This is a genomic window from Streptomyces sp. DH12 (genome assembly GCF_020873895.1).
In the GTDB taxonomy this organism is placed as follows: domain Bacteria; phylum Actinomycetota; class Actinomycetes; order Streptomycetales; family Streptomycetaceae; genus Streptomyces.
Genome location: NZ_JAHWGT010001544.1, coordinates 1 through 400 on the forward strand (window position 1 = coordinate 1; position 400 = coordinate 400).

The following is a 400-nucleotide window of genomic DNA, read 5'->3' on the forward strand; positions in this document are numbered from 1 at the left end:
CTGGGGCGGCGGCCGCGGCCGGTGGGTCGCCCCGGACGACAACCCGGACTTCCTGAAGTCCCTCGACGAGGACAAGAAGCGCGAGAAGGACCGCGACCCGGACGAGGACCCCAGGACCGACTGACGCTGCCGGGCCGGCCCGCCGCCGGCGCTACGCCCGGGTCCAGCTCTGGGTCGCCGTGCCCTCGCAGGTCCGCACCATGATCAAGCCGCTCGGCCGGGAGTGCTCCAGGCACCTGCCGGTCTTCGCGAGGACCACGGTGCCGCCCGAACCGAGACGCCACGTCTGGGCGTCGTCCGCGCCGCACGTCCCCATGTGCATCGATCCGTAGGCGGACAGACAGTTGCCGGACGAGGTGTGGACGATCCGGTACGTGCCGCCCGAGGCGCCCTGAAGGCT

At 72.8% G+C, this 400-nt stretch carries 1 protein-coding gene; it reads right to left on the reverse strand.

Going from position 1 to position 400, the window contains the following annotated elements:
• Nucleotides 1-151: 151 nt before the first annotated feature.
• Nucleotides 152-400, reverse strand: a 249-nt coding sequence (locus LPA54_RS41000) for an RICIN domain-containing protein (protein ID WP_228985486.1), incomplete at its 5' end; no start/stop codon positions are given.